The sequence below is a fragment of the Micromonospora psammae genome (assembly GCF_036902725.1).
GTDB lineage: Bacteria > Actinomycetota > Actinomycetes > Mycobacteriales > Micromonosporaceae > Micromonospora.
Window position 1 is genome coordinate 11,698 of record NZ_JBAKHM010000008.1, and the last position, 25,829, is coordinate 37,526.

The following is a 25,829-nucleotide window of genomic DNA, read 5'->3' on the forward strand; positions in this document are numbered from 1 at the left end:
GGACATCCAGTGGTGGAAACGACGAGGCGGAGCGCCGACCTCGGCTGGCTGCTCGACGACCTGGTGGAACGCGTGCCGGCGGCCCGGGAGGCCGTGGTGCTCTCGGCCGACGGCCTGTTGCTCGGCGCCTCCGCCGAGCTGGGCCGGGACGCCGCGGAACACCTCTGCGCGCTGGCGTCCGGCTTCTCCAGCCTGGCCAAGGGCGCCAGCCGGCACCTCGACGCCGGCGAGGTGCGGCAGACGATGGTGGAGCTGGAGTCGGCGTACCTGTTCGTGACCGCCGCCGGGCAGGGCGCCTGCCTGGCCGTGGTCTGCGCGGCCGACGCGGACATCGGCCTGGTGGCGTACGAGATGGCGATGCTGGTCATCCGGGTGGGCGAGAACCTCACCGCGCCGAGCCGGGCGGCGGCGGGAGTCGCCGATGCGGGCTGAGCCGCCGGGCCCGCGGCACGAGTGGCTGGACGCCGCCGCCGGACCGGTCGTCCGCCCGTACACCCTCACCGGCGGCCGGGTGCGGGCGGCGAAGGGCTTCGACCTGGTCGCCTTCGTCCTCGCGGCGCCCGGCGCCGACCCGGCCGGCCAGCGCGGCCTGCAACCGGAGCACCGGCGGCTGGTCGAGTGCGCCCGCCGCCCCGCCGCGGTGGCGGACCTCGCCGCCGACCTGGACCTCGCGGTGGGCGTGGTCCGGGTCCTCCTCGGCGACCTTCTCGCCCGGGGGCTGGTCGCGGTGCACCAGCCGCCGGCCGCCGGAGCACCCGACAACGACATCCTCAAGGCGGTGGTCAGTGGACTACGTGCGCTCTGACCGGGACCACTCCCGGCCCCGGTTGCCGCTGGCTCTCAAGATCCTCATCGCCGGCGGCTTCGGCGCCGGCAAGACGACGCTGGTCAGCGCGTTGAGCGAGGTCCGACCGTTGCAGACCGAGGAGGTCCTGACCGACGCCGGCATCGGCACCGACGACCTCTCCGGGGTGGAGGCGAAGGCGACCACCACGGTGGCGATGGACTTCGGCCGGATCACCATCAACGAGGACCTCCAGCTCTACCTCTTCGGCACGCCCGGTCAGGACCGGTTCTGGTTCCTCTGGGACGAGCTGGCCTTCGGCGCGCTCGGCGCGGTGGTGCTCGCCGACACCCGCCGGCTGGCCGACTGCTTCCCGTCGATCGACTACTTCGAGCAGCGGGGCATCCCGTTCGTGGTGGGGGTCAACTGCTTCGACGACGCCCGACGGTTCGGCGCCGAGGCGGTGCGGCAGGCGCTGGACCTCGATCCGGAGGTGCCGGTGGTGCTCTGCGACGCGCGGGACCGCCAGTCCGCGAAGCTGGTGCTGATCTCACTGGTCGAGCACGTCGCCCGGCAGCGGGGCGAACCCGTCCCGGCATGACCGCCGGCCGCCGGGTGACGCACCCGGCCGGCCGGCGCGGCGGCGGAGAAATCCGGGAAAACAGGTCTAACCGCCGGGTACGCCGGGAAGCCTCTGGTTGGATCGACGGCAGAATCGGCGGAGGGGTGGATCGGTGACGGCAACGATCGTCCACATCGGGGGTTACACGGCGGCCGGCGGCGGACGGGGTGACGGCATCGTCGCCGCGCGCCGGGACCCGCGGACGGGGGCGCTGACCCCGCTCGGCACCGTCGCGGTCACCCCGTCCCCGTCCTTCCTCGTCCGGCACCCCACCCTGCCGGTGCTGTACGCGGTCAACGAGCTGCCGGAGGGGGAGGTCAGCGCCTTCCGGACGGGGGAGCGGGGCGAGCTGACCCCGCTGGGCGTCCGCCCGACCGGCGGCGCCGAGCCGTGCCACCTGGCGGTCGCGCCGGACGGCCGGCACCTCTTCGTGGCCAACTACGGCGGCGGCAGCGTGGCGGTCTTCCCGCTGGATCCGGCGGGCGTGCCCGGCGAGCGCAGCGACCTCGTCGTGCACCAGGGGCACGGCCCGGACCCGGAGCGGCAGGAGAAGGCGCACACGCACATGGTCTCCCCGGACCCGGAAGGCGGGCCGCTGCTCGCCGTCGACCTGGGCACCGACTCGGTTTACCGGTACGACCTGGACGCCGCCTCCGGCCGGCTGGTGCCCCGCGCGCCCCAGGTCCGTACCGCCCCCGGCACCGGGCCGCGGCACCTGGCGCGGCATCCGGACGGACGGCGCTGCTGGTTGGCGGGGGAGCTCGACGGGACGGTCACGGCGTACGAGCTGACCCCGGAGGGCGCGCTGCACCAGCGGGGACGGGTGGATGCCAGCGAGCGGACGGGCCACGTCCAGCCCTCGGAGATCGCCGTCGGCCCGGACGGCCGGTTCCTCTACGTCGGCATCCGCGGGGTGGGCACCGTGTCGGTCTTCGCGTTGGACGGGGAGCTGCCCCGGCTGGTGGCGGAGGTGGCGACGGGCGGGGAGTGGCCGCGGCACTTCGTGCTCACCGGGGAGCACCTCTATGTCGCGGACGAGCGGGCCGACATGATCCGGGTGTTTTGGGTCGACCCCGACTCGGGCGTGCCGGAGGCGGTCGGCGAACCGGTTCCGGTACCGAGCCCCACCTGCGTCCTGCCCTGAAAAGTCACCGTCCGATGTGGATGGCGACCACTGGGCGGCACTGAACGGTCACTCAGAGTGGCAAAACCGCGATCAACTGTATCTCCTGCGTAACTTTCGTCCGAACGGTTGTGGCAGTAAGCGAACGAGATACGCAAGATGGTCAGCGTGTCTGGCCGCCATCGCATGCGTTCAAGTATCCGTGGAGCAGGAGCCGCAGCTGCGGCGACCGCTCTCGTCGTCGTGGTCTCCGGGTCGTGGTTCGGGTACCAGCAGCTGGCCGGGCCCTCCTGCTCCGGGGAGATTCAGCTCTCCGTCGCGGTCGCTCCCGAGCTGGAGCCGGCCGTCCGGTCCGCCGCCGACGGCTGGCAGCAGGACGGCGCGGCGGTGGGCGGCACCTGCATCAAGGTGAACGTCGCCGCCTCCGAGTCGGTCGACGTGGCGGCCGCCGTCGCCAGCAAGCACGGCGCCACCCTCGCCGGTGTCGGCCAGGCGAGCGGCACCGCGATCACCCCGGACGTCTGGGTGCCCGACTCCTCGACCTGGCTGCTGCGCCTGAAGAACGGCGGCGCGACCGCCTTCGCCCCGGCCAACGGCGCCTCGATCGCCCGCAGCCCGGTGGTGGTCGCCATGCCGGAGCCGGTCGCCTCGCGGTTCGGCTGGCCGGACAAGAAGCTCACCTGGACCGACCTGCTGCGCTCCGTCACCAGCGACAAGCCGGTGCGGGCCGGAATCGTCGAGCCGACCCAGGACGCCGCCGGCCTGTCCGGGCTGCTCTCGCTGACCGCCGCGGCGGGTGGCGCCGGCGGCGACACCCAGAAGGCCACCACCGGCGCGCTGCGCGCGTTGGCCATAGGGCGTTCCTCGCTCCGCAAGGACCTGCTGGCCCGCTTCCCCCGGGCCAACGATGCGACCGCCATCGCGAACGGCCTCGGCGCCGCGGCGCTGTCCGAGAAGGACGTGATGGCGTACAACGCCACCAAGCCGCCGATCCCGCTGGCCGCGCTCTACCTCGAACCGTCGCCGATGCCGCTGGACTACCCGTACGCGGTGCTGCCCGGCATCGAGCCGGCCAAGGCGTCCGCCGCCCGGGTGCTCTACGAGCTGCTGACCACGCAGGGTTTCAAGAACCGGCTGGCCGCGCAGTCGCTGCGCGCGCCGGACGGCAACTGGGGTGACGGTTTCAAGGCGCTGCCCGGTGCGCCCAGCCCGGCCGGCGGTCAGGCGACGGTGCCGCCGGCGGGTGTCGGTGCGGCGGGCGGCCTGGACCCGGTCGCGATAGACCGTGCGGTCTCCGGCTGGTCCATCGCCACCCAGTCCGGTCGGATGCTCTGCGTCATCGACGTCTCCGGCTCGATGAAGGCGCCGGTTCCGTCGGCCAACAACGCCACCCGCGAGCAGGTCACGGTGGCCGCGGCGAGCCGGGGCCTGAACCTCTTCGACGACTCCTGGTCGATCGGCCTCTGGACCTTCTCCACCAACCTGCGCGGCTCGCAGGACTGGGTGCAGCTGGTCCCGATAAACCCGCTGTCGACCAACCGGAGCCGGCTGGAGCAGGGCCTCTCCGGGATCCGCCCGTCGCAGGGCAACACCGGTCTGTACGACACCATGCTGGCGGCGTACGAGACGGTCCAGGAGAACTGGGAGCCCGGACGGGTCAACTCGGTGGTGCTCTTCACCGACGGCAAGAACGACGACAAGGACGGCCTGTCCCAGGCCGAGCTGATCAGGCGGCTCAAGCAGCTCGCCGACCCGGAGCGGCCGGTCCAGGTGGTCATCATCGGCATCGGCAACGAGGTCTCCAAGGCCGAGCTGAAGTCGATCACCGATGTCACCGGGGGCGCGCCCTTCGTCACCGAGGACCCGACGAAGATCGGTGACATCTTCCTGAAGGCGATCGCGCTGCGTCCGAACGCGCCTCGCTGAGTCACGAGTCAGTGCGGGTGGACCGCCGCGCCGGACAATCCGGTGCGGCGGTTCGCATTTGAGGAATTCTCCGGGCGAGCAAACTGACGGTAATACGTCGGAAGCAATCGGTGAGCATCATTGTCAGGGCAGGATGTCGACAGTGCTCCGGCGTCGGCCCCCCGGTGGGGACGGCGGCGGACCGGGGCCGACCGGTGCGATGTGGGGGAGGCTGAGTGACCTCGGCGACGCTGTCCACGCCCGTACGGACCCCGCCGGCCCCCCGGGCCCGGCCACCGCGACCGGCCACCCACGGCGACCAGCGGGCGTACGTGCGGACCATGGTGGTGCTGGACACCGCCGTGCTCTCCCTCGCCGTTCTCGCCGGCTACGCCGCCCGCTTCGGCGACGGGGTGCCGGTCGGCTCGCAGATCCCCTACCTGCTGGTGGCGCCCGGTCTGGTGCTGGCCTGGCTGGTCTCGCTCAAGGCGCTGCGCTGCTACGACGACCGGGTGCTCGGCTACGGCGCGGAGGAGTATCGGCGGGTGAGCACCGCCAGCCTGCGGCTGGCCGGGACCGTCGCCATCATCGCCTACATCGCCGACGCGGGCGTCTCCCGCGGCTTCCTGGCGATCTCCTTCGCGGTCGGCACGGTGGCGCTGGAGGTGTCCCGGTTCGCCGCGCGCAAGCGGCTGCACCGGGCCCGCTGCAAGGGTGCCGGCTGGTCCCGCCGGGTGCTGGTGGTCGGCGACACCGCCCACGTGCTGGAGCTGGTGCACACCCTGCGCCGCGAGCCGTACGCCGGCTACCAGGTGGTCGGCGCGTGCATCCCCGACGCGCTGCTCGCGCCGGTGCCGCAGCGGCTCAGTGACGTGCCGGTGGTGGGCTCGCTGCGCGGCGTGCCCGAGGCGGCCACCGCGATCGGCGCGGACACCGTCGCGGTCACCGCGTCCGGCGAGCTGACCGCCACCCGGCTGCGCCGGCTGGGCTGGCAGCTGGAGGGCACCGGGATCGACCTGGTCGTCGCCCCGGCGCTGACCGATGTGGCGGGCCCGCGGATCCACACCCGGCCGGTCGCCGGCCTGCCGTTGATCCACGTCGAGGCGCCCGAGTTCCGGGGCGCCCGCAAGCTGGTCAAGGAGCTCGTCGACCGGACGGCCGCCGGGCTCGCCCTGTTGTCGCTGCTGCCGCTGATCGCGGTGATCGCGCTGGCCATCCGCCTGGACAGCCGGGGTCCGGTGCTGTTCCGGCAGGTCCGGGTCGGGCAGGGCGGCGAGGAGTTCGGGGTGCTGAAGTTCCGCACCATGGTGGTCAACGCCGACGCCCTGCTCGCCGAGCTGGCCGCCCGCAACGAGACTGACGGCCTGATGTTCAAGATGCGCGACGACCCGCGAGTGACCCGGGTCGGGCGAATGCTGCGCAAGTGGTCCCTGGACGAGCTGCCCCAGCTGGTCAACGTGCTGCTCGGCCAGATGAGCCTGGTCGGCCCCCGCCCCCCGCTGCCCACCGAGGTGGCCCGCTACGACGGCGACGTGGCCCGACGCCTGCTGGTCAAGCCGGGCATGACCGGGCTCTGGCAGGTCAGCGGCCGCTCCGACCTCAGCTGGGAGGACGGCATCCGACTCGACCTCTACTACGTCGAGAACTGGTCGCTCGCCGCCGACCTGACCATCCTCTGGAAGACCTTCGGCGCGGTGCTCAGGGGGCGCGGAGCGTACTGACCCCGGCGGCGGGTCAGGGCTGCGGTCCGGTCCAGTCCAGGCAGACCACCACCGCGTCGTCGATCAGGTCACCGGCGACGAACGCCCGAAGGTCGCCGATCAGCGACCGGACGGCGTCCAACGGCTCCATCGGGCCGGTACGGCGCAGGAACCGGTCCAGCGCCGTCTCCCCGTACCGGACGTCCCCGCCGGTGGCGTCGACCACCCCGTCGCTGACCACGAAGAGCCGGTCGCCCCGGCGCAGCTGGAAGCGCTGCTCGTGGTAGTCGCTCCCCTCGAACATGCCGAGCGGGAACTGCTTCTCCAGCACCTGCTCGATGACCTCGCCGTCGCGCAGCAGGATCAGGCGGGGCGATCCCGCGTCGACCGCGGTCAGCTCGCCGGAGGCGAGGTCGAGATCGAGCAGCAGGGCCGAAAGATGCTGCTCACCCCGGTGCAGGTCGTAGATCGCCTGGTCGGCCAGGGCGGCCTGGTCGGCCAGGGCCAGCCCGGCCCGGCGCGCGTTGCGCAGCGCGTGGGTGGCCAGCGAGGTCAGCATCGCCGCGGCCACCCCCTCGCCCATCCCGTTGACCGTGGAGAGCCAGAGCCGGTGCCCGTTGTCGGACCAGTCGAAGCTGTCCCCGCGCACCGCGTACGCCGGCTCCAGCTGGCCGGCCAGGCTGAACGAGGGCCGGGTCCGGCTGCGCCCGGGCAGCAGATCCCACTGCATCTCGGCGGCGAGGGTGAGCCGCCGGGCCCGCCGGGCCGTCAGGTAGACGTCGGTGCCGGGGGAGACGGCGGCCAGTTCGTGGCCGAGCGCGTCGGCGATGCCGGCCAGCTCGGCGATCACGGTGCGGTCGTCCGGCACCGGCGCCAGCCGCAGCACCCCCCGCCGCTCGCCGCGCATCCCGACCGGGAACCAGCCCCCGCCGTCGGCGAGCACCGGCTCCTGGTGGTCGAAGCACCGCCAGGCCGGGTGGCCGGGTCCGGTGAGCGCCTCCCCGTCCCCCAACGGCAGCAGCGCCGAGAGCCGGTAGTCGACCTGGTATAGCTCACTCTCGGTGACCCCGTAGGCGGTCGCCAGCTCCTCGGTGAGCCGGTCGAGGAGAAGGTCGGCCGGGGCCTCGATCAGCACCCGGCGGGTCCGGTCCTCCGGTCCGCTCATCATCACTCCTTCAGGCAGGGCCGGTCGACGGGTACGCCGGGTAGTCTCGGGCGCACCATGGCCGAAGAACGCGGTCCACACGGACCCGAAATGAGTATGGCCGCCGAGGTCGACGCCGCGGCGGGGACCCTGCTCGCCGTCTGGGAGGCGGCGCGGGAGCAGACCACCAGTCGCCTCTCCAGCGCCCAGCTCCGCGCCGTCATGGTGGTGGAGCGGCACGACGGGATCAACCTGCGCCGGCTCGCCACCCTCCTCGACATGCTGCTCTCCTCGGCCAGCCGGCTCTGCGACCGGCTGGTGGCCGCGGGCATGCTCGAACGCGAACCGGGCCGGACGGACCGGCGGGAGATCTCCCTGCACCTCACCCCGGCGGCCCGGAACATCCTCGTCGAGCTGCGCCGGGACCGCCGGCGGCGACTCGACGACGTGCTCGACGGCATGAGCCCGGAGGGGCGGTTGGCGCTGCTGCGTGGCCTCCAGGAGTTCGACCGGGTCGCCCGGGACCGGGAGGTGCCCGCCGAGCCGTGGCAGGCCGGGACCGTCCCGCCGATCTCCCGCTCCGCCTGACCCCCGGCGGGCCGCGCGGTCACGCCCGGCCGGCCGCGGCGACGGCGAGCATGGCGATGTCGTCGTGGCTCTGCCCGTCCAGCCACTCGTGCACCAGCTGGAGCAGGCGGTCGACCACCACGCCCGGCGGCAGCCCGGCCACCGAGGCGAGCGCCCGGTGCAGCCGGCCCTCGCCGAACATCTCCGCCGACGCCGGGCCGCCGCGCGCCTCGGTCACCCCGTCGGTGTACGCCAGCAGCAGCTCACCCGGGGCGAGCCGGACCTCCACCTCGACGAAACGGGCGGTGCCGAAGGCCCCGACCGGCATGCCTCCCACGGTGACCGGGGTGACGCCGCCGCCCGGGTGCGCGACCAGCGGGGACGGGTGGCCCCCGCCGGCGATCCGCAGGCGTACCCCGCCGTCCGGATCGGGGGCCATGGTGCCGAGCAGCAGGGTGGTGAACTGGGCCTGCCGGGCGGCGTCCGGCGCGTCGAAGAGCGCCCGGTTGAGCAGCCGCATCAGCTCCAGCGGGCGCCGCTCGACCAGCCGCAGCGTCTGCAGGGACTGGCGGACCCGACCGGTGAGCACGGCGGCGCCGACGCCCTTGCCGCAGACGTCGCCGAGGGCGAACATCCCGCCGTCGGGGGTGGGGAAGACCTGGTAGAAGTCGCCGCCGATGCGCAGGCTGTCCCCGGCGGCCCGGTAGCCGCCGGCGAGGGTCACCCCGGGGATCGGCGGCAGCTCGGGCGGCAGCAGGCTGTTCTGCAGGATCCGGGCCAGGTGGGCCTGCTCGCCGTAGAGGTCGGCGGTGGCGACCGCGGCGCCGGCCCGGGCGGCGAACTCACGGGCCAGCTCGATGTCGCGTTGCGCGAAGCCCGGGCGGTCGGTCCGGCGGATCAGCAGCAGGGCACCGGCCGGTCCGTCGGGGCGCGACATCGGGCAGGTCAGCACGGTGCCGGGCCGACCGAAGCCGGCGGGCAGCACCGGGGCCAGCGCGGCCGCCTCCGGGTGGAGCCAGGGGACGGGGTCGGTGACGTCGCCGTCGAGCGCCTCGGCGAGGCCGGGGACGGAGTTGGTCAGCTCCGGACAGCCGATGCCGGTGACCGGGCCGGGGTCGTCCCCCGTGTACCGGATCCAGTGCGGCACGGTCTCGGCGGGCGACGGCGGGTGGTGGATCACCAGCGCGGCGTCGGCCAGGTAGGGGACGGGCAGGGTGGTGGCGGCCCGCAACGTCTGGTCCCGGTGCAGCGAGAGGCCGAGCCGGCTGCCGGCCTGGGCCAGGAACGCGGTGCGGGAGCGTTCGGCCAGCAGGGCCTCGGCGCGGGTCTGTTCCTCGGTGACGTCCCGCACGTACCAGGCGCACCGGCCGGTGGTGAGCTGCCGGCAGACGCCGCGCAGCCGCCGGCCCCGATGCTCGGCGTCGAAGCACCGCGCCCCCTGCTCGACCGCGTGGGCGAGCGCCGGCACGGCGCAGCGGGACAGGTCGGTGCCCGGGGTCAGCTCGGGGAGGAGTCGGGCCGCCATGGCGTTGACCAGGGTGACCACCCCGGCGTGGTCGGTGGTGACCACCGCTTCGGCGAGGCCGTCCAGCAGCTCGCGGGCGAGCCGGGGGTCGGCCGGTAGCGGTGGCTCGGCATCCGGGCGGGCGGCCTGCCCGTCGTCGCTCACCGGCCCGGCAGCGCCACTCCGGCGGGTCGTCACCGCCGGTCGCCGGGCGCGGGGCCCTGTCGACCTCTGCGCATGCTGGTGGTGCACTCCTCGGGTGAAGATGGTTGCCTCGGGGAAAGGGTACCGAGGCGGACCTGCGATCGCCCGTCGAGGAAGCCCTTCTCACGTCGGGCGGGAGAGCCAACCGGACGGTCGGGTGATGATCCGGCGTACCACCGAGCCGGCCCCGCCGACCGCCGCCGACGCGGCCCCGAGCGCCGCCGCGCGGACGGTGACCGGCGACCAGGCGGCGGTGAGCACCCGGCCGGTGAGCTCCGCGGCCACGGGGGGCCGCAGCCAGCGGGCGAGGGGAGCGTATCCGCCCCCGAGCACCACGGTGTCCAGGTCGAGCAGGTTCACCACGCCGGCGACGGCGACGCCGAGGGCGGTGCCGGCGGCGTGCAGCGCGGCCAGGGTGGGCGGGTCGCCGGCGTCGGCGAGGTCGGCCAGCCGCCGGGCGGCGGTGTCCGCCGGCAGGTCCGCGCCGGCCAGTCCGGCCGCGGCGAGCACGGCCTCCTGCCCGGCGTACGTCTCGAGGCAGCCTCGTCCGCCGCAGCGGCACGGCCGCCCGCGCGGTTCGACGGGGATGTGCCCGATCTCCCCGCTCCAGCCGCGGGCGCCGCGGAAGAGCGCGCCGTCGAGCACGATCCCGGCGCCGATGCCCACCTCGCCGGAGACGTGCAGGAAGCTGCGGGGTCCGTCCGGTCGGGCGTGCAGCTCGCCGAGGGCGGCGAGGTTCGCCTCGTTCTCGACCACCAGCGGGGGTATTCCCGGCACCGGCTCGGTCACCGCGGGGTGCGCGGCGAGCAGGGCGGGGACGTCCACCTCCCGCCAGCCGAGGTTGGGCGCGAGCCGGACCAGCCCGCGCGCGTCGACCAGGCCGGGCACGGCCAGGGTCGCGCCGGCGAGGGTCAGCCCTTCCCGTACGGCGGCGGCGCGGGCCCGGCCGGCCAGCTCGACCAGTCGGGCGAGCGCGTCGGCGGGGGAGACCGGCCGCAGGTCGGCGCGGTGCACCTCGTGGTGCCGGACGTCCCCGGCGAGGTCGACCACGTAGGCGGCCAGGTAGTCGACGTTGATCTCCAGGCCGAGCCCGGCGGGGCCGTCGCGGGCCAGCAGCAGGACCCGGGCGGGGCGTCCGGCGCCGGTCCGGGGAGCGGGGTCGGCCTCGGTGACCAGCCGGCCGGTGATCAGGTCGTCGACCACCGCCGAGACGGTGGCCCGGGTGAGGCCGGTGTCGGCGGCGATCCGGGCCCGCGACGGCGGGGGGTCGGCGGCGGCGATCCGCCGGAGCACCACGGCGAGGTTGAGCTCGCGCAGGCTGCCCTGCCGAACCGCCCCGGCGGTGCGGGAACTGTTCACCGCTTGACAGTGCCACACGACGGTCATTTAATTCAACCACTGAACAAATTGCGGACGATCACCCCGGAGGTCTGCCATGGCACCCCGTCCCACTCCCGCCGACAAGTTCTCCTTCGGGCTCTGGACGGTGGGCTGGCAAGCCCGTGACCCGTTCGGTGACGCCACCCGCCCGGAGCTGGACGCGGTCGAGGCGGTGCACCGCCTGGCCGAGCTGGGCGCGTACGGGATCACCTTCCACGACGACGACCTGGTGCCCTTCGGTGCGGACGCCGCGACCCGGGACGCCCACCTCACCCGGTTCCGCAAGGCCCTCGACGAGACCGGGCTGGTCGTCCCGATGGTGACCACCAACCTCTTCACCCACCCCGTCTTCAAGGACGGCGGCTTCACCAGCAACGACCGGGACGTCCGCCGGTACGCGCTGCGCAAGGTGCTGCGCAACGTCGACCTCGCCGCCGAGCTGGGCGCCCGCACCTTCGTGATGTGGGGCGGCCGGGAGGGCGCCGAGTACGACCTGGCCAAGGACGTCCGCGCCGCGCTGGACCGCTACCGCGAGGCGGTCGACCTGCTCTGCCAGTACGTCGTCGACCGCGGGTACGACCTGCGCTTCGCCCTGGAGCCCAAGCCGAACGAGCCGCGCGGCGACATCCTGCTCCCCACCGTCGGGCACGCCATGGCGTTCATCTCCACCCTCGCCCACCCCGAGCTGGTCGGGCTCAACCCCGAGGTCGGGCACGAGCAGATGGCCGGGCTCAACTTCGCCCACGGCATCGCCCAGGCGCTGTGGCAGGGCAAGCTGTTCCACATCGACCTCAACGGCCAGCGCGGCATCAAGTACGACCAGGACCTGGTCTTCGGCCACGGCGACCTGCTCAACGCCTTCGCCCTGGTCGACCTGCTGGAGCACGGCGGCCCGAACGGCGGACCCGCGTACGACGGGCCCCGCCACTTCGACTACAAGCCCTCCCGCACCGAGGACATGACCGGGGTGTGGGCCTCGGCCGAGGCGAACATGCGCACCTACCTGCTGCTCAAGGAGCGGGCCGCGGCGTTCCGGGCCGACCCGGAGGTGGCCGAGGCGCTGGCCGCCAGCCGGGTGGCCGACCTGAACACCCCGACCCTGGCGCCGGGGGAGAGCTACGCCGACCTGCTCGCCGACGGGTCCGCGTTCGAGGACTTCGACGCCGACGCCGCCGGCGCGCGGGGCTTCGGCTTCGTCCGGCTCAACCAGCTCGCCGTCGAGCACCTGCTCGGCGCGCGCTGAGGCGGGCCGCCATGCCGCTGGTCGCCGGGATCGACTCGTCCACCCAGTCCTGCAAGGTGGTGATCCGCGACGCCGGGACCGGCGCGCTGGTCCGGCAGGGCCGCGCGCCGCACCCCGACGGCACCGAGGTCCACCCTCGGGCCTGGTGGGAGGCGCTGCGCAGCGCCGTCGAGGCGGCCGGCGGGCTGGCCGACGTCGCCGCCGTCTCGGTCGGCGGCCAGCAGCACGGCATGGTCTGCCTGGACGAGGCGGGCGAGGTGGTCCGGCCCGCGCTGCTGTGGAACGACACCCGCTCCGCCGACGCCGCCCGCGACCTGATCGCCGAGGCCGGCGGCGGTGAGGCCGGACGCCGCTTCTGGGCGGAGGCGGTGGGCAGCGTGCCGGTGGCCAGCTTCACCGCCACCAAGCTGCGCTGGCTGGCCCGGCACGAGCCGGAGCACGCGGCCCGGGTGGCGGCGGTGTGCCTGCCGCACGACTGGTTGACCTGGCGGTTGGCCGGCGCGCCCGGACTCGACGCGCTGCGCACCGACCGGGGCGATGCCAGCGGCACCGGCTACTGGTCCCCGCGGACCGGGGAATACCGTCTCGACCTGCTGGAACAGGCCCTCGGCCGGGCGGTGCGGGTGCCCACGGTGCTCGGCCCGGCCGAGTCCGCCGGCTTCCTCGACCCGGCCGTGCTCACCGGTGCTCCGCCCGGCGGTGGATCGGCCGGCGGGCCGTCCCGGTCCGGCGGGGCCGGCCCCGGGATCCGGCTCGGCGCGGGCACCGGCGACAACGCCGCCGCGGCGCTCGGCGTCGGGGCCCGACCCGGCGACGTGGTCGTCTCCATCGGCACCTCGGGCACGGTCTTCGCGGTGGCCGACGCGCCGGCCGCCGACCCGTCCGGGACGGTGGCCGGCTTCGCCGACGCCACCGGCCGCCACCTCCCGCTGGTCTGCACCCTCAACGCCGCCCGGGTGCTCGACGCCGCCGCGGCGATGCTCCGGGTCGACCTCGACGAGTTGAGCGCGCTGGCGCTCGCCGGCCCGCCCGGGGCGGACGGTCTGGTCATGGTTCCCTACCTCGAGGGGGAGCGCACCCCGGACCGGCCGCTGTCCACCGGCGCGGTGCACGGGCTGACGCTGCGTACCGCCACCCCGGCGCACCTGGCCCGGGCCGCCGTCGAGGGGATGCTCTGCGCCCTCGCCGACGGGCTCGACGCGCTGACCGCCCAGGGTGCCGTCGCCGAGCGGGTGATCCTGGTCGGCGGCGGCGCCCGGTCCGCGGCGGTGCGCCGGATCGCCCCGCAGGTCTTCGGGCGCCCGGTGGTGGTGCCGCCGCCGGGCGAGTACGTGGCGGACGGCGCGGCACGCCAGGCCGCCTGGGTCGCCCTGGGTGGCGCGGCGCCACCCGAGTGGCCGGTCACCGGAGCCGAGGAGTACGACGCGGAGTCCGTCCCCGCCGTCCGGGAGCGGTACGCGCAGGCCCGCGACCGGACCGTCGACCGGGTGGACGCGCCGAAGGGGTGAACGGGGGCGGGGGTCGGTCACCGGGCCGTGACCTGTTCCTGGTTGGCTGCGGGTCATGACCAGCACCAGGGCCGCACGGGGCGGGAACGCGGCGCACCGGTACTACAGCGTGGTGGTCTTCGTGGTGCTCGCCTCGCTGGACAACGTGGCGATTGGTCTGGTCCCACCGCTGTACGGGCCGATCTCCGGGGCGCTGGACGTACCCCAGCGGCAGCTCGGCCTGGTCACCGCGGTGAGCTTCCTGCTCAGCGCGGTGGCGTCGGTGGCCTGGGCGTACGTGGGCGACCGGACGAACCGCAAGCCGTTGCTCATGCTCGGCACCCTGGTCTGGGCGGCCGGCACCGGCGGCAGCGCGGTCGCCGACAGCTGGTCGGCGTTCCTCGTCGCGCAACTGGTGGCGGCGGTCGGCCTCGGCGCGGTCGGTTCGGTCGGGTTCTCCGTGGTCACGGACCTGATCTCGCCGCGCCGCCGGGGGCTGGTGATGAGCTTCTGGGGGCTCTCGCAGGGGGTGGGCACCCTCGCCGGCACGCTCACCGGCGGCATCCTCGGCGCCACCGACTGGCGGCGCCCCTTCCTGATGCTCGCCGTGGTCGGGCTGGTCGCCGCGGTGGCCTACCTCTTCACGTACGACATCCGGCGCGGGCAGAGCGAACCGGAGCTGGCCGGGGCGATCGACGCCGGTGCCGAGTACGACTACCGGATCACCCGCGCCGACCTGCCCCGGATCCTGGCCCGGCGGACCAACCGTTGGCTGATCCTGCAGGGGCTGACCGCACAGGCGGCGTTCGGCTCGCTGGTGTGGCTGCCGGTGCTCTTCGCCGAGCGGGCGGAGGCGCAGGGCTACTCGACCGCCACCGCCGTGGTGGTGGGCAGCGTCTTCGCCACCCTGTTCCAGCTCGGCGGGGTGCTCTCGATCGTCGGCGGGCTGGCCGGCGACGCGCTGCAACGGCGTACCCCCCGGGGCCGGGCCCTGGTCGCGGCGGTGGGCATCCTCGCGGCCGTGCCGTTCTACCTGGTCCTCTTCCTGGTGCCGGTACGGATCGTGGTGCCGGACGGCGCGGGGGCGGGCGAGGTGGTCCGGGCGGTGCTGGCCAGCGTGGTGACCGAGCCGACGGTCGGGCTGAGCCTGCTCACCGCCGTGCTCGCGCTGGCGCTCACCTCGGCGAACTCGCCGAACTGGTTCGCCCTGATCGCCGACGTCAACCCCCCCGAGCACCGGGGCACGGTCTACAGCCTCGGCAACCTGGTCAACGGGGTGGGTCGGGCGGCCGGCAACGGCCTGGTCGGGGTGGCCTTTCACGGGCTGCGGGCGGCCTTCCCGCCGCCGCTGAACTACGCCGTCGGGCTGGCCGCCTTCCAACTCTTCTTCATCCCGACCGGGGTGATGTACTGGCTCGCCTCCCGGACCTCGCCCGGCGACATCGAGTCCGTGCACGACCTGCTGCACACCCGCGCCGACCGCCTCTGACCCACCGCGCGGACCCGGTGCCGACCGCTCGCCACCCGGCACCCACCGCCGGGGCCCGGCACCCATCGCGGGCCACCCGACACCCATCGCCCGCCACCCGCCACCCATCGCGGGCCACCCGCCACTCATGGCTCAGGGCCCGACGCCCCACCGTCGACGCACCCAGCACCCAGCACCCACCGCCTGGCGCCTGGCGCCGCACCGCTCCGAGCCCGCGCCCGCTGCTCACCATCGGCGCTCCGAGCCCGGCGCCCACTGCTCACCATCGCGCTCCGAGCCCGGCGTCCGCTGCTCACCATCGGCGCTCAGCGCCCGCACCTTCGCTGGGGCTGTGGGCGGGAAGGGTGTCCGATTGCTGGTGCGGCCCCTTTAGAGCTGATGACGTAAACGACTCAGGTCAGGCCGTGAACGCCGCGACCGGTCGGCGGTCCGGTCGCGGCCGGCCGGCCAGCGGGCGTCTGATTCGTTTGCGTCATCAGCTCTAAAGGACGCCGCTCAGGTCCTTGCCACCGGCGCCGAGCCCGCGCCGGCCGCCGTCGCGGAGCATGGCACCGTGCCGCGTACCGCGCATCGCAGTCAGCGCCGCCCGGCAGCAGTGCGCGACGGCACCGCGATCCGCGCCGCCGGTCCGCGCCGCGCCGTCGGTCCGCGCCGCCGGTCCGCGCCGCGCCGTCGGTCCGCGCCGCGCCGTCGGTCCGCGCCGCTGGTCTGGCGGCCGCCCGTCTCCCAAACGCCGACCGCCGGCCCTCGCTGCGGAGCGGGGGCCGGCGGGACCAGGCGTTACGTCAGGCGCGGACCCAGACCGTGACGTCGGTGGGCACCCGGCCGTCGGCGTCCAGCGGGGCGCTGCTGTGCAGCACCTCCCCGGCCGGCGCCGGCACCGCGGCGTCGCCGAAGTTGGTCAGCACGACCAGGTCGCCGTTGCGGAAGGTCAGCACCTCATCGCCCGAGGAGAGCCACTCCAGCGTGCCCCGGCCCAGCCCGTGCTCGCGGCGCAGCCGCAGCGCGGTCCGGTACATCTCGTACGTCGAGGTGGGCACGCCGCGCTGCCGGTCGAGGGCGTACTCGGCCCAGAGCGGCGGCTGGGGCAGCCAGCTGGCGTCGGTCGGGCCGAAGCCGTACGACGGGGCGTCGGCCTCCCACGGGATCGGCACCCGGCAGCCGTCCCGGCCCCGCTGGGTGTGGCCGCTGCGCTCCCAGGTCGGGTCCTGCCGGACCTCGTCCGGCAGCGCGGTGTGCTCGGGCAGGCCCAGCTCCTCACCCTGGTAGAGGTAGGCGCTGCCGGGCAGGGCCAGCATCAGCAGGGTGGCGGCGCGGGCCCGCCGCAGGCCGAGCGCGGCGTCCGGCTGCGGGTCGCCGACGCCGATGCCGTTGGGCCGGACCGTGCCGATCGGCAGGCCGAGCCGGGAGGCGTGCCGCACCACGTCGTGGTTGGAGAGCACCCAGGTGGTCGGGGCGCCGACCGAGTCGGTGGCCTCCAGCGAGCGGGTGATCACGGCGTACTGGGCGGGGGCGGTCCAGGAGGCGAGCAGGTACTCGAAGTTGAACGCCTGGTGCATCTCGTCCGGGCGCACGTAGCGGGCCAGCCGCTCCGCCGGCTCCACCCACGCCTCGGCGACCAGGATCCGCTCGCCGGGGTACGAGTCGAGCACCCGGCGCCAGTCCTGGTAGATCTCGTGCACGCCGTCCTGGTCCCACATCGGGGGCTGGGGCTTCGCCACCTCGTTGCCGGAGAGGATCTCCTGCGGCTCCTGCCAGTCGGCCAGGTCGGCCTGCTTGATCAGGCCGTGCGCCACGTCCACCCGGAAGCCGTCCACGCCGCGGTCCAGCCAGAACCGCAGCACGTCCCGGAACTCCTCGCGGACCTCCGGGTTGTCCCAGTTCAGGTCCGGCTGGCCGGTGTCGAACAGGTGCAGGTACCACTGGCCGGGGCGGCCGTCCGGGTCGAGGACCCGGGTCCAGGCCGGACCGCCGAAGACGCTCTGCCAGTCGTTCGGCGGCTGGTCGCCGTCCGGGCCGAGGCCGTCCCGGAAGATGTACCGGGACCGCTCCGGGCTGCCGGGGGCGGCGGCCAGGGCGGCGGTGAACCAGCGGTGCGCCGAGGAGGTGTGGTTCGGCACCAGGTCGACGATGACCTTCAGCCCCTTGGCCCGGGCCTCGGCGATCAGCTTGTCGGCGTCCTCCAGCCGGCCGAAGAGCGGGTCGACGTCACGGTAGTCGGCCACGTCGTACCCGGCGTCGGCCTGCGGCGACGGATAGAACGGCGACAGCCAGACCGCGTCGACACCCAGTTCGACGAGGTGGCCGAGACGGCTGGTGATGCCGGGCAGGTCACCGATGCCGTCGCCGTCGGAGTCGGCGAAGGAGCGCGGGTAGATCTGGTAGATGGCGGCCTCGGTCCACCATCCGGGGGCCACGCCCGCGGACTGGTCCGGCTGCCTAGCGTCGGTGTTCAGAGCCTTACTCCCTCTGTATTGCTGGTTGCGGATGGTGGAATTCGGTCAGTGTGCCCGGGGTGGCGCGGTCGAGTCGCGTACCACCAGGCGAGTGGGCAGGATCACCGGCTCCGCCGACCCGCCGCCGGGGGCGGCGGGGTCACGCGGCTCGGGGATCCGGCCGGCGTACGGCCCGACGTGGCGGGCGCCGAGCGGGTCGAGCAGCAGCTGGGCGGCGAGCCGGCCCTGTTCGGCGGCGGGCTGGGCGATGGTGCTCAACCCGAGCACGCCGGCGAGGTCGTGGTCGTCGACCCCGATCACGCTGACGTCCTGCGGCACCCGGAGCCCGGCGTCGCGCAGCGCCGTCATCGCGCCCATCGCCATCTCGTCGCAGGCCGCGAAGATCGCGGTCGGTGGCTCGCCCCGGGCGAGCAGTTCGACGGTGGCCCGGGTGCCGCCGTCGATGGTGAACTGCGACTCGACGTCCAGGCTCGGGTCGGGGCGGAGCCCGGCCGAGCGCAACGCCTCCCGGTAGCCGCGGCGCCGGTCCAGGTGGGTGGTGAAGGCCAGCTCGTCGTCGGGGTCGCCGGAGATGTGGGCGATCCGGCGGTGTCCCAGGTCGAGCAGGTGCCGGGTGGCCGTCCGGGCGGCGGCCACGTCGTCGATGCGGACGCAGGGCCAGCCGGGGACGACGGTGCCGGAGCTGATGGTGATCCCGGGCAGGTCGAGCGTGGCCAGCGCGGTCAGGTCGGCGGGGCGCAGCGGGGTGGCCACCAGCATGATCGCGTCCACCCGTTTGTGCAGGTTGGCGGTGCGCAGCACCCGCTGGCGGATCTGTTCGCGCCCGCCGAGGTTGTGCAGCAGCAGGTCGTAGCCGGCCTGGTGGAGGTGGTCCTCGACCGCCTCCACCACGATGCCGAAGAACCAGCGGGTGATCCGGGGGACCACCACGGCCACCGTCCCGGTCCGGCCACCGGCCAGCCGGGAGGCGCTCGGCGAGACCGCGTACTCCAGTTGCTCGGCGGCGGCGAGCACCCGGCGGCGGGTCGCGGCCGACACCGTCGGCAACCCGCGCAGCGCTCGGGAGACGGTGGCGGTCGACACCCCGGCGAGCCGGGCGACGTCATCAATCCTGGTCATGGTCTTCCCCCCGCTCCGCGTCGGTCCCGCCGCCGCCCGGGACTGCCGGGCGGCGGCGGTACGGCGGTCAGCCCTTGACGCTGCCGGCGAGCAGACCTCGCACGAAGTAGCGCTGCAGGGAGAGGAACACGATCAGCGGTACGACGATCGACACGAACGCGCCGGCCGTCAGGCGCTGCCACTCGTTGCCCCGGGTGCCGGCCATCTCGGCGAGCTTGACGGTGAGCGGCGCCGTCTCGGCGGTGCCGCCGGCGAAGATCAGCGCGACCAGCAGGTCGTTCCAGACCCAGAGGAACTGGAAGATGCCGAACGCGGCCAGGGCCGGGGTGATCAGCGGCAGCACGATGGTGCGGAAGATCCTGGGGTGGGTGGCCCCGTCGACCCGGGCCGCCTCCATCAGGTCCTTCGGCAGCTGCGAGATGAAGTTGTGCAGCAGGAACACGGCGAACGGCAGCGCGAAGCAGGTGTGCGCGAACCACACCTGGGCGAACTTCTGTTCGTCGACCAGATCCCAGGCGGGCATCAGCGTCACGCCGCCGAGGGTGACCCCGGTGGAGAAGAACTTCAGCAGCGGCACCAGGGCCATCTGCAACGGCACGATCTGCAACGCGAAGATCGCGATGTAGAGCCAGTCCCGACCCCGGAAGTTGATCCAGGCCAGCGCGTACGCGGCCAGGGCCGCGAAGGCGAGGGGGAAGAGCACCGACGGGACGGTGATCGCCAGCGAGTTGATGAAGTAGCCGGCGAGCTGCCCGGACGACGCCGACCGCCCGAACAGCACCTGCTGGTAGTTCTCCAGGGTGAACTGCGGGTTGGTGAAGGCGGTCCACCAGCCGGTGCTCTTGATCTCGTCCTCCGGCCGGAGGGAGGAGACCAGCAGGCCGAAGGTCGGGATGGTCCAGACCACCGCGATGACGATCGAGACGAGGGTCGCGGTACGGCTGTTCAACCGCTTGCGGACCCGCGCGGCGGTGCCGGGCGTACGGCCGTCGGTCTTCTGGGTGCTGGCGGCGACGGTGGGCGTTGCGGTCGTCATCTCAGCCCTCCCGCTGCTGACGGAGGTTGCGGATCTGGTAGATCACGACCGGGATGACCAGGACGAAGAGGAAGACCGCGAGCGCGGAGCCCTGCCCGTTCTGGCCGTACCGGAACGCCTGGTTGTACATCTCGCTGGCGATGACGCTGGTGTCGTAGTTGCCGTTGGTCGCGGTCCGGACGATGTCGAAGACCTTGAGCGTGGCGATCGTGAGGGTAACCACCACGACGATCAGCGCCGGGCGGATGCTCGGCATGGTGATCTGCCAGAACATCTGCCAGGGGGTGACCCCGTCGAGCCGGGCGGCCTCGACGATGTCCGCCGGGATCGCCTTGATGGCGGCGGAGAGCACCACCATGGCGAAGCCGGCCTGGATCCAGACCATGATGACGATCAGCAGCAGCGTGTTCAGCGGTGACTCGAGCAGCCACTGCTTGGGTTCGCCGCCGAGGCTGACCACGATCTGGTTGAGCAGACCGATCTGCTCGCCCTCGCCGCGGTAGGCGTAGACGAACTTCCAGATGATGCTGGCGCCGACGAAGGAGATCGCCATCGGCAGGAAGATCAGTGACTTGGCCACGGACTCGAACCGGGCCTTGTCCACCAGGACGGCGTAGAGCAGGCCGAACGAGGCCGCCACCAGCGGGACCAGGACCACCCAGACCAGGGTGTTGATCAGGACGCGGACGATGGAGTCGTCGGAGAACATCCAGCCGTAGTTGCGCAGCCCCACCCAGTCGTTACTGCCCGCGTCCATCAGGGAGAGCAGGGTGGTGCGGATGGCGGGGATGACCAGGCCGATGGTGAGCAGCAGCACCGTCGGCAGCAGGAAGAAGAGCGCGAAGAGGCCCTCCCGCTGCCGGGGTCGCCGGGGGAGCGGGGCTCCGCTGGCAGAGGCGGCGACGAGCTGCGCCTCACGTCGCCGGGCGAACCAGGCCGGCACGACGTCGAGCAGCAGAAGCAGACCGCCCACCACCACCACGAAGGCGACCAGCCCGTACATCAGCATGAGGAGCTTCGGCTGCTGATCCGCGAAGTCGAACTCCATCAACCCTCCCTCCAGGGTTGGCTCGGCCGGTGGCCCGGCCCGCTGTCGCGGGCCGGGCCACCGCCGGGATCACTTGGGCCAGCTGTTTTCGATGCCCTGGAGCACCGGGGCGGTCGGCTTGCCGTTCAGCCAATCGACCATGCCCTTCCAGAACGTCCCCGCGCCGACGCCGGCCGGCATCAGGTCGGAGCCGTCGAAGCGGAAGACGCCGCTCTTGTCCTGGAGGATCTGGACGGAGAGCTTGTCGATCGGGTTGGCCACGTTGGCGATGTCGAGCTTGTTGTTCGCCGTGACCCAGTTGCCGAGCTTGGCGCGGCTGTTCACGTACTCGGCCGAGGCGAGGTAGGTCTGCACCGCCTGCACCTCCGGGCGGTCGGCGTAGGCGACGACGACCTCACCCGCGCCCAGCACCGGCTTGCCCTTGGCCGGGTCGATGGCCGGGAAGTAGAACGCGAAGGCGTCGCCGTCCTCGGCCACCTTGGTGCCCTCGGGGAACTGGTTGGCGTAGAAGGACGCCTGACGGTGCATGGCGCACTTGCCGTTGGTGATCGGCAGGCCCGCCTCCTGGAAGGAGGTGGTGGTGATGCTCTTGACGCCGCCGAAGCCGCCGTTGACGTACTTCTCGTTCTTCAGGATCGCGCCGGCCTTCTCGACCGCGTCGGCGACCTTCGGGTCGTTGAACGGGATCTGGTGCGTCGTCCACTGGTCGTAGACCTCGGGACCCTGCGTACGCAGCATCACGTCTTCGATCCAGTCGGTGGCCGGCCAGCCGGTGGCGTCACCGGACTCGACACCCACGCACCACGGCTTCATGCCGCTGCCGGCGATCTTGTCGCTCAGGGCGATGAGCTGGTCCCAGGTGGTCGGAACCTCCCAGCCCTTCTCCTTGAACGTCTTCGGCGAGTACCAGACGAAGGACTTGACGTTCGCGCCGAGCGGCACGCCGTAGAGCGTCCCGTTCACGGTGCCGTACTTCAGCCAGTCGGCCGGCATGTTCTGCTCGGCCAGGGCCTTCGTCTCGGACCCGAGGGCCTTCAGCTTGCCGGCGTCCGCGAAGCGCTTCACCAGGCCCGGCTGGGGCACGAAGGCGATGTCGGGGGCGTTGCCGCCGTCGACCCGGACGGGGAGCTGCGCCTCGAACTCGCCGCTGCCCTCGTACTCGATCTCGATGCCGGTGCACTCGACGAACTGCTCCCACGACTTCTCCAGCAGGTCGGCCTCCGCGTCACGGATCGACGCGTAGATGGAGACCTTCTTGCCGTCGTTGTCGCCGTACTTCTCGTATGGGGCGCACTCCGCGGAACCCGCGTTGCTGCTCTTCTTGTCGTTGCCGGTGCCACAGGCGGTGGCGCCGAGCGCCAGGCCGAGTACGCCGGCGATCGCGAGAGCCTGGCGTGATCTGGCAAACGCCATGCCGATCTCCTTCCTTGCCGGCGCTCAGGGGGATCGAATTCGCGCCGGTCCGATGGTCTTCTACACATGTAAGCGCTTGCATCGCTCCGGGTCCACCCCCAGGCGGACACGGCCCGGTAACAATCGCGAAACCTGGTCACCGGCTATGGTCGCGCTCCCAGAACGACGGCCCGCACCCGGGGTCCGCACCCCTTCCCATCGATGGCATTTTCTGCCACGCTGACCGAAGCTCATCGAAGGTTCTCGACATCGGAGGTGCTGGATGCGTAGACGGTGGTGGAGCGTCGCGGTGGCCGCCCTGCTCGCCGCGGGGACCCTCGTCCCGGCGAGCCCGGCGATGGCGGCCCCGACGTTCAAGGTGCCGTTCCCCTGCGGCCAGTCCTGGTCCGGCCAGACCCGGTCCGACCACAGCCCGGCGTACGCGCTCGACTTCAACCGCACCGACGACCTGGGCGACCCGGTGGTCGCCAGCGCTCCCGGCACCGTCGACCGGGTCACCGACCTCGGCGGCACCAGCTACGGCAAGTACGTCCGCATCGACCACGGCGGCGGGTACACCACCTACTACGCCCACCTCAACGGCTTCAACGTCTCGGTCGGGCAGAGCGTCGGCTACGGCAAGGTGATCGGCTGGGTCGGCAGCACCGGCGGGTCGACCGGGCCCCACCTGCACTACGAGCAGCGGCTCAACGGCAACGACATCCAGGTCCGGTTCAACGGCGGCCTTGCGCTCTACTGGGGCACGAAGACGTACACCAGCGACAACGCCTGCTCCTCGGCGACCGGCTCCGGGACGGTGAACACCGCCGGCGCCGACCTGACCGTCCGGTCCGGCCCCGGCACCGGGTACGCCGCGGTCGGCTCGGTCGCCGACGGCACGCGGGTCACCATCCACTGCCAGACCAGCGGCAGCACCGTCACCGGCACGTACGGCACCAGCGCGATCTGGGACCGGATCGGCGCCGGGCGGTACATCGCCGACGCGTACGTGTACACCGGCCACGACGGCTGGATCCCGGACGTGCCACGCTGCTGACCTTGCGCGGGCACGGGCTCCCCTGCGCCGGGGGCCCGTGCCCGCGCCTCAGCTGTTGAGTCGCCAGATGGTGAAGTTGAGCGCGGCGGCGAAGGCCACCCAGGCCCAGTAGGGCAGCATCAGCGCCGCGGCGGGGCGCGAGATCCGCTGGAAGAGCAGCACCGTCACCCCGATCGCCAGCCACATCAGCACGATCTCGGCGAACGCCAGGCCGTACCGGCCGGCGCCGAAGAAGAGCGGGGTCCAGATCGCGTTCAGCACGAGCTGGGCGATCCAGGCGTACAGCGCCGGACCGAAGCCGACCCGGCGCCAGACCAGCCAGCCGGCGATGGCGATCAACGCGTAGAGGACGGTCCAGACCGGGCCGAAGAGCCACGAAGGCGGAGCCCAGTCCGGCTGCCGGAGGCTGGCGTACTCGTCGGCGGTGCCCTGCACCCCCAGCCCGCCGATCGCCGCGGCGACCGTCACGGCCGCGCCGAAGCCGAGCAGCGCCCACCAGGTGCGCGCCCCGTGGGTCCGCGAGGGGCTCCCAGTTATCTCCATGGTCGAGATGTTTCCGCGACCCGTGATCGACAAACCCGGCCCCGGACAGCGCAGCGCCGGGGTCGTCGGTTCCGGGTGTCTCCTGTCTGGGAGGACGGAGATCCCGGTGCCGACGACCCCGGCGGGTCCGGAAGCGGCGGGCACGCCGCGCGTCAATTGCTGAAGATGCTGACACCACCCGGGCCGACCAGCAGCCCGACCACGATGAGGACGATGCCCCACAGGATCTGCCGGCGGAACAGCGCGAGGATGCCGGCGACCACGAGTACCACTGCGAGAATCCAGAGAATCAGCTCCATGGCGGCTGAATACCCGAGGCGCCGGTCCGAGAAACCTGGTCCTCAGTCCACCTGATCTCCCACGTGGAAGATGCTGTACGCCTGCTTGATGACCGGGTGGGCGACGTTGCGGACGCGGACCCCGCCCGGGGTGGTGCCCCGCTCGGTCCCGTGGTGGGCGTGCCCGTGCAGGGCCAGCGCGGTCGGCGCCGAGTCGATCGCCTGACCCAGCTGGTACGAGCCCAGGAACGGGTAGATCTCCAGCGGCTCGCCCGCGAGCGTGTCCGGCACCGGGGAGTAGTGGGTCAGCGCGACCACCAGGTCGCACTCGAGCCCGCGCAGCGCCGCGCCCAGCGCGTCGGCGCTCTGGTTGCTCGTCCGGACGAACGCCTTCATCTCCGGCTCGCCGAAGTCGCTGGCGCACCGCCCGGCGAAACCGCCGCCGAAGCCCTTCACCCCGGCCACCCCGAGCCGGCCGCCGGCGCACTCCACCACCGTCCCGGTCCCCTCCAGCACGGTGATGCCGGCGTCCTCCAGCACCTTGACCACCTGCGGCACCTCGTCGCACTGGTGGTCGTGGTTGCCCAGCACCGTGATCACCGGCACGCCCAGGTCGCCGAACTCCCGCGCCACGCACCGCGCCTCGGACTCGGTGCCGTGCCGGGTCAGGTCCCCGGCGAGCAGCAGCGCGTCGGCGCAGTCGGGCAACTCCTCCAGGGCCGGCCGGAACCGGCCCACCACGTCCTCGTCCAGGTGCACGTCGCCGACGGCGGCGATGCGGATCATGCTCGGACCCCTCTCACGGCAACTCCTCGACCTGGGTGGGCGCCTGCGTCCGGATCACCCCGATGTCGCTGGTGATCGGCACGTCCGGGAAACGCTCGGCGACCCGGCGCAGGATCTCCTCCCGCCGGTGCGGGCTCTCCACCTCGCCGTAGAGGACGAGCCCGCGCTCCTTGCGCAGCACGGTGATCCCCTGTTCGGCGACGTCGGGATCCTCGGTGAGCATCCGGTGGATCTCCGCCTCGACGTACTCGTCGGGTGGTCCGGCGCCATGTCTGGTCACGGTGTCTCCTTCCCTTCGGGCGTGCGCGCGTACGGCACCGGCGTGCCCGTGTACGGGACCACGTCGAGCCGGTCCAGCAGCACCAGGAACGCCTCGGCGTACGGCGAGTGCTCGGTCTCCTTCCGTACCCGTTCCCAGTCGATCTGTTCGCGCAGCGAGCGGGCCAGCGGCAGACCGCGGGCGAAGTCGCAGTAGTGCTGCGAGAAGCTGAGCAGCTTGTGCACCATCAGCCGGGTCGCCGAGAGCACCGGCATGCGGATGGCGTCGACCGGGCGGACCACGGTGTCGGTGAAGGTCTCCTCGGTCACCGGGGTCTCGACCGGCCGGTGGATCAGGTCCACCATCCGGCCCTCGTCGTAGACCTTCACCAGCCAGTCCTCCGGCGGGCGCTCGGCGGTGAAGCCCTCGGCGACCAGTGCCTCCAGGGATCGCTCGACGTCCTCCTCGCGGAGCAGGAAGTCCACGTCGTGTTCGCTGGAGTGCCCGCCGTGCGCGTACACCGCGAAGCTGCCACCGAGGGCGAACGGGATGTCGTTCTGCTTGAGCACGGCGGCGACCCGCTTCAAGGTGTGCAACAGGCTCTCGTCCCCGCGCTCGGCCATCTGGTTCTCCCGTCGTGGTGAAGGTGGACAGGCGGTCGGAAATGACATCGCGTACCCGGCTGGCCCCCGGCTGACACCTC

General features: G+C 73.1%; 23 protein-coding genes and 1 pseudogene. 11 read left to right on the forward strand and 13 right to left on the reverse strand.

Annotated elements, in window-relative coordinates; translation table 11 throughout:
- The first annotated feature begins 9 nt into the window (after positions 1 to 9).
- The 6 genes from V6U79_RS12585 (at position 10) to V6U79_RS12610 (ending at position 6,155) form a co-directional block, all read left to right on the forward strand.
- Positions 10 to 432, forward strand: a complete 423-nt coding sequence (locus tag V6U79_RS12585) for a roadblock/LC7 domain-containing protein (protein ID WP_334614758.1) — start codon at positions 10 to 12, stop codon at positions 430 to 432.
- Positions 422 to 805 (forward strand): DUF742 domain-containing protein, encoded by a 384-nt coding sequence (locus V6U79_RS12590; RefSeq protein WP_334526556.1) that lies wholly within the window; start codon positions 422 to 424, stop codon positions 803 to 805. Before V6U79_RS12585 ends, V6U79_RS12590 begins: the two co-directional genes overlap by 11 nt.
- Positions 786 to 1,385 (forward strand): GTP-binding protein, encoded by a 600-nt coding sequence (locus V6U79_RS12595; RefSeq protein ID WP_334526559.1) that lies wholly within the window; start codon positions 786 to 788, stop codon positions 1,383 to 1,385. Before V6U79_RS12590 ends, V6U79_RS12595 begins: the two co-directional genes overlap by 20 nt.
- A 133-nt stretch (positions 1,386 to 1,518) precedes the next feature.
- Complete coding sequence (locus tag V6U79_RS12600; RefSeq protein WP_334614759.1) at positions 1,519 to 2,550, forward strand: lactonase family protein; 1,032 nt, start codon at positions 1,519 to 1,521, stop codon at positions 2,548 to 2,550.
- 165 nt (positions 2,551 to 2,715) lie between these two features.
- On the forward strand, positions 2,716 to 4,455 hold the full coding sequence (locus V6U79_RS12605; protein WP_334614760.1) for a substrate-binding domain-containing protein: 1,740 nt from the start codon (positions 2,716 to 2,718) through the stop codon (positions 4,453 to 4,455).
- A 215-nt stretch (positions 4,456 to 4,670) separates the two neighbouring features.
- Entirely contained in the window at positions 4,671 to 6,155 is a 1,485-nt protein-coding gene (locus V6U79_RS12610; protein ID WP_334526567.1) for a sugar transferase, read from the forward strand.
- Positions 6,156 to 6,168: 13 nt separating this feature from the next.
- On the opposite strand, the gene V6U79_RS12615 is transcribed toward V6U79_RS12610, so the two are convergent.
- Positions 6,169 to 7,299 (reverse strand): PP2C family protein-serine/threonine phosphatase, encoded by a 1,131-nt coding sequence (locus tag V6U79_RS12615; protein WP_334526569.1) that lies wholly within the window; start codon positions 7,297 to 7,299, stop codon positions 6,169 to 6,171.
- A gap of 90 nt (positions 7,300 to 7,389) precedes the next feature.
- On the opposite strand from V6U79_RS12615, the gene V6U79_RS12620 reads away from it, so the two are divergent.
- Positions 7,390 to 7,866 carry a MarR family winged helix-turn-helix transcriptional regulator gene (locus V6U79_RS12620; protein WP_334526572.1) on the forward strand — a complete coding sequence of 159 codons (477 nt, stop codon included), beginning with the start codon at positions 7,390 to 7,392 and terminating at the stop codon, positions 7,864 to 7,866.
- Positions 7,867 to 7,885: 19 nt separating this feature from the next.
- On the opposite strand, the gene V6U79_RS12625 is transcribed toward V6U79_RS12620, so the two are convergent.
- Both V6U79_RS12625 and V6U79_RS12630 read right to left on the reverse strand, forming a co-directional pair.
- A complete protein-coding gene (locus V6U79_RS12625) occupies positions 7,886 to 9,514 on the reverse strand; it encodes a SpoIIE family protein phosphatase (RefSeq protein ID WP_334526575.1) in 1,629 nt (542 codons plus the stop codon).
- 162 nt (positions 9,515 to 9,676) lie between these two features.
- Positions 9,677 to 10,939 carry an ROK family protein gene (locus tag V6U79_RS12630; RefSeq protein WP_334526578.1) on the reverse strand — a complete coding sequence of 421 codons (1,263 nt, stop codon included), beginning with the start codon at positions 10,937 to 10,939 and terminating at the stop codon, positions 9,677 to 9,679.
- Positions 10,940 to 10,988: 49 nt separating this feature from the next.
- Here V6U79_RS12630 and xylA point away from each other — a divergent pair, with 49 nt between their 5' ends.
- The 3 genes from xylA to V6U79_RS12645 are packed head-to-tail and all read left to right on the forward strand — an operon-like array spanning position 10,989 to position 15,152.
- Complete coding sequence (gene xylA / locus V6U79_RS12635; RefSeq protein WP_334526581.1) at positions 10,989 to 12,176, forward strand: xylose isomerase; 1,188 nt, start codon at positions 10,989 to 10,991, stop codon at positions 12,174 to 12,176.
- Between the two features lie 11 nt (positions 12,177 to 12,187).
- A complete protein-coding gene (gene xylB, locus V6U79_RS12640) occupies positions 12,188 to 13,684 on the forward strand; it encodes a xylulokinase (protein ID WP_334526583.1) in 1,497 nt (498 codons plus the stop codon).
- A gap of 55 nt (positions 13,685 to 13,739) precedes the next feature.
- The gene (locus V6U79_RS12645; protein ID WP_334526585.1) at positions 13,740 to 15,152 is read left to right on the forward strand and encodes an MFS transporter; all 1,413 of its coding nucleotides are present in this window, start codon (positions 13,740 to 13,742) and stop codon (positions 15,150 to 15,152) included.
- A gap of 785 nt (positions 15,153 to 15,937) precedes the next feature.
- Here the strand turns inward: V6U79_RS12645 and V6U79_RS12650 are convergent.
- The 5 genes from V6U79_RS12650 to V6U79_RS12670 all read right to left on the reverse strand — a co-directional run bounded on the left by V6U79_RS12650 (position 15,938) and on the right by V6U79_RS12670 (position 22,224).
- Positions 15,938 to 17,608, reverse strand: a complete 1,671-nt coding sequence (locus V6U79_RS12650; protein ID WP_334614820.1) for a glycoside hydrolase family 13 protein — start codon at positions 17,606 to 17,608, stop codon at positions 15,938 to 15,940.
- A gap of 45 nt (positions 17,609 to 17,653) precedes the next feature.
- Positions 17,654 to 18,727, reverse strand: a complete 1,074-nt coding sequence (locus V6U79_RS12655) for a LacI family DNA-binding transcriptional regulator (protein ID WP_334525803.1) — start codon at positions 18,725 to 18,727, stop codon at positions 17,654 to 17,656.
- Positions 18,728 to 18,794: 67 nt separating this feature from the next.
- Positions 18,795 to 19,763 carry a carbohydrate ABC transporter permease gene (locus tag V6U79_RS12660; protein WP_334614761.1) on the reverse strand — a complete coding sequence of 323 codons (969 nt, stop codon included), beginning with the start codon at positions 19,761 to 19,763 and terminating at the stop codon, positions 18,795 to 18,797.
- Between the two features lies 1 nt (position 19,764).
- Positions 19,765 to 20,811: a carbohydrate ABC transporter permease gene (locus tag V6U79_RS12665; protein WP_334525797.1), complete on the reverse strand. Its 1,047-nt coding sequence runs from the start codon at positions 20,809 to 20,811 to the stop codon at positions 19,765 to 19,767.
- 69 nt (positions 20,812 to 20,880) lie between these two features.
- Complete coding sequence (locus V6U79_RS12670; RefSeq protein ID WP_334525793.1) at positions 20,881 to 22,224, reverse strand: ABC transporter substrate-binding protein; 1,344 nt, start codon at positions 22,222 to 22,224, stop codon at positions 20,881 to 20,883.
- Between the two features lie 262 nt (positions 22,225 to 22,486).
- Between V6U79_RS12670 and V6U79_RS12675 the strand changes: the two genes are divergently transcribed.
- Positions 22,487 to 23,260: a peptidoglycan DD-metalloendopeptidase family protein gene (locus V6U79_RS12675; protein WP_334525790.1), complete on the forward strand. Its 774-nt coding sequence runs from the start codon at positions 22,487 to 22,489 to the stop codon at positions 23,258 to 23,260.
- A gap of 48 nt (positions 23,261 to 23,308) precedes the next feature.
- On the opposite strand, the gene V6U79_RS12680 is transcribed toward V6U79_RS12675, so the two are convergent.
- The 5 genes and pseudogenes from V6U79_RS12680 to V6U79_RS12700 all read right to left on the reverse strand — a co-directional run bounded on the left by V6U79_RS12680 (position 23,309) and on the right by V6U79_RS12700 (position 25,797).
- The gene (locus V6U79_RS12680) at positions 23,309 to 23,803 is read right to left on the reverse strand and encodes a TspO/MBR family protein (RefSeq protein ID WP_334614762.1); all 495 of its coding nucleotides are present in this window, start codon (positions 23,801 to 23,803) and stop codon (positions 23,309 to 23,311) included.
- A 152-nt stretch (positions 23,804 to 23,955) separates the two neighbouring features.
- Positions 23,956 to 24,102, reverse strand: coding sequence for a GPGG-motif small membrane protein (locus V6U79_RS12685; protein WP_334525784.1), 147 nt, complete (start codon positions 24,100 to 24,102; stop codon positions 23,956 to 23,958).
- Positions 24,093 to 24,867, reverse strand: a pseudogene (locus V6U79_RS12690) (metallophosphoesterase family protein). The gene V6U79_RS12685 and the pseudogene V6U79_RS12690 overlap by 10 nt, the downstream one beginning before the upstream one ends.
- 13 nt (positions 24,868 to 24,880) lie before the next feature.
- Positions 24,881 to 25,090 carry a hypothetical protein gene (locus tag V6U79_RS12695; RefSeq protein ID WP_334525834.1) on the reverse strand — a complete coding sequence of 70 codons (210 nt, stop codon included), beginning with the start codon at positions 25,088 to 25,090 and terminating at the stop codon, positions 24,881 to 24,883.
- 53 nt (positions 25,091 to 25,143) lie between these two features.
- Positions 25,144 to 25,797 (reverse strand): nucleotidyltransferase, encoded by a 654-nt coding sequence (locus V6U79_RS12700; protein WP_503629760.1) that lies wholly within the window; start codon positions 25,795 to 25,797, stop codon positions 25,144 to 25,146.
- Positions 25,798 to 25,829 lie beyond the last annotated feature (32 nt).